General features: G+C 67.7%; 6 protein-coding genes. 2 read left to right on the forward strand and 4 right to left on the reverse strand.

Annotation, left to right across the window (positions count from 1 at the left end; all coding sequences use genetic code 11):
* Positions 1–44: 44 nt before the first annotated feature.
* On the reverse strand, positions 45–329 hold the full coding sequence (locus tag ASG73_RS06695) for a hypothetical protein (RefSeq protein WP_055992658.1): 285 nt from the start codon (positions 327–329) through the stop codon (positions 45–47).
* Between the two features lie 207 nt (positions 330–536).
* Positions 537–1,745 (reverse strand): 3-hydroxyacyl-CoA dehydrogenase NAD-binding domain-containing protein, encoded by a 1,209-nt coding sequence (locus tag ASG73_RS06700; RefSeq protein ID WP_055992831.1) that lies wholly within the window; start codon positions 1,743–1,745, stop codon positions 537–539.
* 107 nt (positions 1,746–1,852) lie between these two features.
* Here ASG73_RS06700 and nucS point away from each other — a divergent pair, with 107 nt between their 5' ends.
* Entirely contained in the window at positions 1,853–2,548 is a 696-nt protein-coding gene (gene nucS, locus ASG73_RS06705) for an endonuclease NucS (RefSeq protein ID WP_055992661.1), read from the forward strand.
* A 5-nt stretch (positions 2,549–2,553) separates the two neighbouring features.
* Here nucS and ASG73_RS06710 read toward each other — a convergent pair whose 3' ends face one another.
* Both ASG73_RS06710 and ASG73_RS06715 read right to left on the reverse strand, forming a co-directional pair.
* On the reverse strand, positions 2,554–2,865 hold the full coding sequence (locus tag ASG73_RS06710; RefSeq protein WP_055992664.1) for a hypothetical protein: 312 nt from the start codon (positions 2,863–2,865) through the stop codon (positions 2,554–2,556).
* Between the two features lie 54 nt (positions 2,866–2,919).
* A complete protein-coding gene (locus ASG73_RS06715) occupies positions 2,920–4,935 on the reverse strand; it encodes a protein meaA (protein ID WP_055992834.1) in 2,016 nt (671 codons plus the stop codon).
* Positions 4,936–5,315: 380 nt separating this feature from the next.
* Between ASG73_RS06715 and ASG73_RS06720 the strand changes: the two genes are divergently transcribed.
* Positions 5,316–6,509 carry a DDE-type integrase/transposase/recombinase gene (locus tag ASG73_RS06720; RefSeq protein WP_055992667.1) on the forward strand — a complete coding sequence of 398 codons (1,194 nt, stop codon included), beginning with the start codon at positions 5,316–5,318 and terminating at the stop codon, positions 6,507–6,509.
* The last annotated feature ends 128 nt before the right edge of the window (positions 6,510–6,637 follow it).

Here is a 6,637-nt window from a genome sequence, read left to right on the forward strand (position 1 = left end):
GATCCCTGAGGAGGCCGCCCGCGGCCGTCTCGAAGGGAGGGACCTCAGCGCCCGTAGCGCCCCTGGTCACGGGCCTTCCAGCAGGCGTGGTGCCAGTGCCGGCGGTCGTCCACTCCCCCGAGTCCGTCGTCGGGCCAGACGACGACGTGCGCGTTCCCCGGCGCGATCTGATGGGTGCACCCCGGGCAGGTGTAGCTGCGGGTCGACGTGTGGCCGGTCAGCTGTCGCACGATCCAGGCCCGGCCCATCCAGGTCATCCGCGTCTGGGGTGCCCGACCCAGTGCGAGCGGACGGTGCTCGTCACGTCGGCGGCGGTTGGATCGACCCATGGCTGCAGTGTCCCAAACTCAGCGCACGGGGAAGGAAGGGAGGTGGGTCGACGCGAATCAAGCCGAAGTCGAGAACGACGCGGGTGACCACACGAGGACGAAGGACTTCGGCCCAGCGTCGGCCCACCTCCCTTCCGCACCCAAGGACGCACTGAGCCCCGGGCCAGGAGGTCCGGGGCTCAGGCTCGGATGAGCGAACGGGTTCGATCAGTAGGTGCGGAAGCCCTCACCGGTCTTGCGGCCGAGCTTGCCGGCCGCGACGACCTCGCGCAGCAGCGGCGCGGGGGTCAGGGACTCGTGCTCGAACTCCGCGAGCAGCTCCTCCTCGATGGCCAGGGCCACGTCGTTGCCGACGACGTCGAGCAGGGCGAAGGGACCCATCGGGTAGCCGTAGTGCTCGGTGATGGCCCCGTCGACGACGTCGAGCTCGGCGCCCTCCTCGTGCGCCTTGATGGCGTCGTTGAGGTACGGGAAGAGCAACGCGTTGACGATGAAGCCGGAGCGGTCGGCGCAGCTGACGGCGACCTTGCGGGTGCTGCGGCACAGGTCCTGGACGGTGTCGAGGACGTCCTGGCCGGTGCTCGGGTGATCGATGACCTCGACGAGCTTCATGAGCGTGGCGGGGTTGAAGAAGTGCATGCCCACGACGTCCTGCGGGCGCTTGGTCTGCGCGGCGAGGTCGGAGATGGACAGCGACGAGGTGGTCGTGGCGAGCACGGCGCCGGGCTTGCAGATGCGGTCCAGGTCGGCGAAGAGCTGGTTCTTGATGCTCATCTCCTCGGCGATCGCCTCGACGACGATGTCGACGTCGCCGAGCGCCTCGCGCTCGGTGGATCCGGTGAGCCGTCCGAGGATCGCGTCGGCGTCGCCCTGCTCGAGCCGGCCCTTGGTGACCTGACGGCCGAGGTTCTTCGCGATCTTGGCCGCGACGGCGTCGATCTTGTCCTGGCTGCGCGCGATGTAGGTGACGGGGAACCCGTTGGCGGCGAAGACCTCGACCATGCCGGTCGCCATCGTGCCGGAACCGACGACACCGACGGTCTTGATCGGGCGCGCGGCGCCCTGACCGGTGCTGGCGGGGGTCAGGTCGTCCGCGACGACCTCGTCGCCCTCGTAGGTGTAGAAGCCCTTGCCGGCGGCCTTGCCGGTGCGACCCTCGGAGATGAGCCGCTCGATGGCGGGGTTGGGCTGGTGGCGCGGGTCGCCGGTCTCGGCGAAGCGAGCCGCCAGGGCGTCACGGACGGTCTCGAGACCGAGCTCGTCGAGGACGGTGAGCGGACCCTTCGGCAGACCGCAGCCGAACCGCATGCCGTTGTCGACGTCCTCACGGGACGCGTACTTCTCCTCGAACATCGAGGCGGCGTGGTTCAGGTAGGGGAAGACGAGGGCGTCGGCGAGGGCGCGGGAGTCAGACATGACAGGCAGCATCGCAGGCGGGGTGACCCGTCGGTAGGGGTTGGCGGCGTGACGGTCCGCACAGGACGATCACGACACAATTCCGTTGTGCGCGTAGGGTCTGCGAGGTGCGAGTGGTGATTGCGACCTGCAGCGTCGATTACGAGGGGCGACTGAACGCCCACCTGCCCTTGGCGACCCGTCTGCTCATCGTCAAGGCAGACGGATCGGTGCTGATCCACAGTGACGGCGGCTCCTACAAGCCGCTGAACTGGATGGCGCCCCCGTGCTCGATGGCCGAGATCGAGCCGGACGAGACGGAGGTCACCGAGGGGGTGACCGCGGTGTGGAATGTCCAGCACGCCAAGAACGAGGACCGCCTGCGGGTGAAGCTGCACGTGATCCACCACGACTCGGCCCACGAGCTGGGCGTCGACCCCGGCCTGGTCAAGGACGGCGTCGAGGCCCACCTGCAGAAGCTGCTCGCCGAGCACATCGAGACCCTCGGAGAGGGCTACACACTCGTGCGCCGCGAGTACATGACCGCCATCGGTCCGGTCGACATCCTCGCCAGGGACGCGAAGGGGGTCTCCGTCGCCATCGAGATCAAGCGTCGCGGCGAGATCGACGGCGTCGAGCAGCTCACCCGCTACCTCGAGCTGATGAACCGCGACCCCGCGCTGCGGCCGGTGAGCGGCGTCTTCGCGGCCCAGGTCATCAAGCCGCAGGCGCGCACTCTCGCCGAGGACCGCGGCATCCGCTGCGTGACCCTCGACTACGACGAGCTCAAGGGCATCGACACGAGCATGCACCGCCTCTTCTAGCGAGGTCAGTCCAGCTCCATGCGGGCGAAGGGGGTATCCCCCGCCCGCTCGGAGGTCAGGACGAGCACCGTCTCGCCACGGTGCAGGTCGGCGATCTCCCCCAGCACGGCTCGAGGCGGCGGCGCCTGCGTCAGGCCGGGCTCGTCCTCCAGCGGCACGTCGAGCGTCTGCGCCAGCCGACCACCGGCCTCGTCCCCGGGAGCCCGGACGACCGACAGCACTCGCTCACCGGCGAGGGCCGCGACGAGCGCGTCGGCCCCCTTCGGATCCCGGGGTGAGGCGGCGACCAGCAGGATCGCCGGGCAGTGCAGGCCCATGTCTCGAGACTAGACCCGTCGATCCCAGACCGGGCTGGTGACCAGCCCGGTCGCTCACGCGTCCGTGGTCTCGAGCGCGGGCAGTCCCCGGTTGTCGCGGATGATGTCGAGGAAGCGACCCATGATCTCGTTGAGGCCGAAGTCCTTGGGGGTGAAGACGGCCGCCACGCCCATCGCGCGCAGCTTGGCCGCGTCGGACTCCGGGATGATCCCGCCGACGATGACGGGGATGTCACCGGCACCCTGGGCCTTCAGGCCCTCGAGCACGTCGGGCACGAGCTCCATGTGCGAGCCGGAGAGGATCGAGACCCCGACGAGGTCGACGTCCTCGGCGACTGCGGCGGAGACGATCTGGTCGGGGGTCAGGCGGATGCCCTGGTAGATGACCTCGAAGCCGGCATCGCGCGCCCGCACAGCGATCTGCTCGGCGCCGTTGGAGTGACCGTCCAGGCCGGGCTTGCCGACGAGCACGCGCAGGCTGCCGCCGAGCTCTTCGCTCGTGGCCCGGACCCGGTCGCGCACCGCGGCGAGGTCGGCGGACCCACCGGAGGCGACACCCACCGAGCCGGAGACACCGGTCGGTGCGCGGAACTCGCCGAAGACCTCGCGCAGGGCTCCCGCCCACTCACCGACGGTGACGCCGGCGCGGGCGCAGACCATGGATGCCTCGAAGAGGTTGTCCGCGGTGTCCGCGATCTCCTTCAGCCGCTCCAGCGAGTCCGCCGCCGCCTTGGCGTCGGCCGGGTCGGCGTCGCGCTGGGTGCGCCAAGCGCGCACGGCCTCGATCGCCTTGGCCTCCACGTCGGCGTCGACCGTCTGGATCGCCGTGTCGAGGTCGGCCGTGAGCGGGTTGGGCTCCGTGGTCTCGAACTTGTTGACGCCGACGACGATGTCCTGGCCGGCCTCGATGCGCTGTCGACGCAGGGAGTGGCTCGCGACGAGAGCATTCTTCATGTACCCGGACTCGACGGCCGGGACTGCGCCACCCATGTCCTGGATGCGCTCGATCTCGGCCTTGGCACCCTCGACGAGCTCGGCGACCTTCTTCTCCACGACGGGCGAGCCGGCGAAGAGGTCGTCGTACTCGAGCAGGTCGGACTCGAAGGCGAGGACCTGCTGCAGGCGCAGCGCCCACTGCTGGTCCCACGGCCGCGGCAGGCCGAGCGCTTCGTTCCACGCCGGCAGCTGCACGGCGCGAGCGCGGGCGTCCTTGCTGAGCGTGACAGCCAGCATCTCGAGCACGATGCGCTGGACATTGTTCTCCGGCTGCGCCTCGGTCAGGCCCAGGCTGTTGACCTGGACGCCGTAGCGGAAGCGGCGCTGCTTGGCGTCGGTGACGCCGTAGCGCTCACGGCAGATCTCGTCCCACAGCTCGACGAAGGCGCGCATCTTGCACATCTCCTCCACGAAACGCACGCCGGCGTTGACGAAGAAGGAGATGCGGGCGACGACCTTGCCGAAGTCCTCCTCCGGCACCCGGCCGGAGTCGCGGACGGCGTCGAGGACCGCGAGCGCGGTCGACATGGAGTAGGCGATCTCCTGGACGGGGGTCGCCCCGGCCTCCTGCAGGTGGTAGCTGCAGATGTTGATCGGGTTCCACTTGGGGATCTCGTTCACCGTGTAGGTGACCATGTCGGTGATCAGCCGCATGGAGGGAGCCGGCGGGAAGACATAGGTCCCGCGGCTCAGGTACTCCTTGATGATGTCGTTCTGCGTCGTGCCGGCCAGCCGGGCCCGCACCTCGGCCGGGTCCTGACCAGCAGCCTCGGCCTGCTCCTCGGCGGCGACCTGGTACATGGCGAGCATGTACATCGCCACCGCGTTGATCGTCATCGAGGTGTTCATCTCGTCCAGCGGGATCTGGTCGAAGAGTCGGCGCATGTCGCCGATGTGGCTGATCGGCACGCCGACCTTGCCCACCTCACCGCGGCTGAGGACGTGGTCGGGGTCGTAGCCGGTCTGCGTCGGCAGGTCGAAGGCCACGGACAGACCGGTCTGCCCCTTGGCCAGGTTGCGACGGTAGAGCTCGTTGGACGCCGCGGCACTGGAGTGCCCGGCGTAGGTGCGCATCACCCAGGGGCGGTCACGCTCGGGGCGCGCAGCCTCGGCTGCAGGGGTGGGGGCATCAGTGCTGTCGGCCATGATGGCAAGGTACCCGCGCGTGGGCTCGTGCCACAGACCCATCCGCGGTGAATACCGCCACACCCGCTCCCCCACCAGTCCCCCAGACCCGGGTGGAGGTAAACGCGCGGACGAATCCTCGGTGTGATTTGAAGGGACATGTCTGACAGGTATGTGAAGGGACACCGCTGACAGTCCGGGGCTCCGGTAGTGGCCAGATGATGGCTGCATGAGCACGNTCGGTGTGATTTGAAGGGACATGTCTGACAGGTATGTGAAGGGACACCGCTGACAGTCCGGGGCTCCGGTAGTGGCCAGATGATGGCTGCATGAGCACGCGGGCGGTTCCTGTGGAAGTTCGGTTGGCGATCGGTGCACATGCGGTGCTGGAGGAGGTGTCTGGCACGTCGGTCACTGAGGTCTGTCGCAAGTACGAGATCTCGCGTGATACCTATTACCGCTATCGACGACAGATGCTCACGGAGGGCATCGAGGGACTGATACCGCGCTCGAGGAAGCCGTTACATTCTCCGATGGCCACACCTGCGGAGGTGGTCGATGTCGTCGTCGCCAAGCACGACGAACTGATCTCCCAGGGGTGGGACGGTGGCGCCACGTCGGTGCACGACTGGCTCACCCTCGAGGGCGTGAAGGTGCCCTCGGCGCGCACCTGCCACAAGATCCTCGCTGCTCATGGCCGCACCGTGCCCACGCCGGCCAAGCGACCCAAATCGAGTTACCGGCGGTTCGAGGCGATGAAGGCCAACGGGGTGTGGCAGCTGGATGGCCACCGGGTCAAGCTCAACGATGGACACGTGGTCGTCCTACGTTTCCAGGATGACCACTCCCGGATGCTGATGGCCTCACGTGCGGCGTCCTCTGAAAACGGTCTGGACACGTGGAAATGCTTGACAGAGGCGATTAACCGGCACGGTAAACCCGCGATCATCCAGTGTGACAACGGCTCGGCGTTCACGGCTCGCCTGGCCAAAGGTGGGGGCTACAGCACCTTCGAGGCGCAGCTGCACCGCATCGGGGTCGGAATGATCAACTCCAGCCCGGGCCACCCGCAGACCAACGGCAAGAAGGAACGCGAATGGCGCACCTTGGAACAATGGCTGAAAGCACGAGAGGCGCCCACCGACTTGCCGTCACTGCAACGCCTAGTGGATGCCTACGACCTGATCTTCAACACGCAAAGGCCCCACCAAGGCATCGGCGGAGTGACCCCCGCGACGCGCTACAGCGCGTCCGAGAAGGCATTGCCAGACCCCACCGCGCTCAAACCCAGACAGTTCCTCAACGAGGTCACCCTCAGCTCCGCTGGATTCTTCAACCTGCCCGGTATGCGCGTGAACTTCGGCCGAGCATGGAGCGGCGTCAAGCTGCAGTACCTCATCGACCGAGACCACGCCGTGCTCTTCCACGAAGACCGCGTCCTAGGCCACGTCCAACTGACCCAGGAATGGATCGACAAACCAGCCGGACAACGCGACCATGTCCGAATAGACACACACCCCTGACTGTCCGACATGTCCCTTCACGACTGTCCGACATGTCCCTTCACAGGACACCGGTGAATCGTCGGCGCGTTTACCTCCAATCGGGCGATGGGAGGTGAGTGGGCGAAGGGGGAGTCGCTCAGCGGGGG

Origin of the sequence: Janibacter sp. Soil728, from assembly GCF_001428305.1 — a bacterium.
Taxonomy (GTDB): Bacteria; Actinomycetota; Actinomycetes; order Actinomycetales; family Dermatophilaceae; genus Janibacter.

Excerpts from the sequence above, each read along its gene's own strand:
- ASG73_RS06715 (WP_055992834.1), bottom strand. The coding sequence starts at position 4,935 with ATGCGCACCTACGCCGGGCACTCCAGTGCCGCGGCGTCCAACGAGCTC.
- ASG73_RS06700 (WP_055992831.1), bottom strand. The coding sequence starts at position 1,745 with ATGTCTGACTCCCGCGCCCTCGCCGACGCCCTCGTCTTCCCCTACCTG.
- ASG73_RS06710 (WP_055992664.1), bottom strand. The coding sequence starts at position 2,865 with ATGGGCCTGCACTGCCCGGCGATCCTGCTGGTCGCCGCCTCACCCCGG.
- ASG73_RS06695 (WP_055992658.1), bottom strand. The coding sequence starts at position 329 with ATGGGTCGATCCAACCGCCGCCGACGTGACGAGCACCGTCCGCTCGCA.
- ASG73_RS06720 (WP_055992667.1), top strand. The coding sequence starts at position 5,316 with ATGAGCACGCGGGCGGTTCCTGTGGAAGTTCGGTTGGCGATCGGTGCA.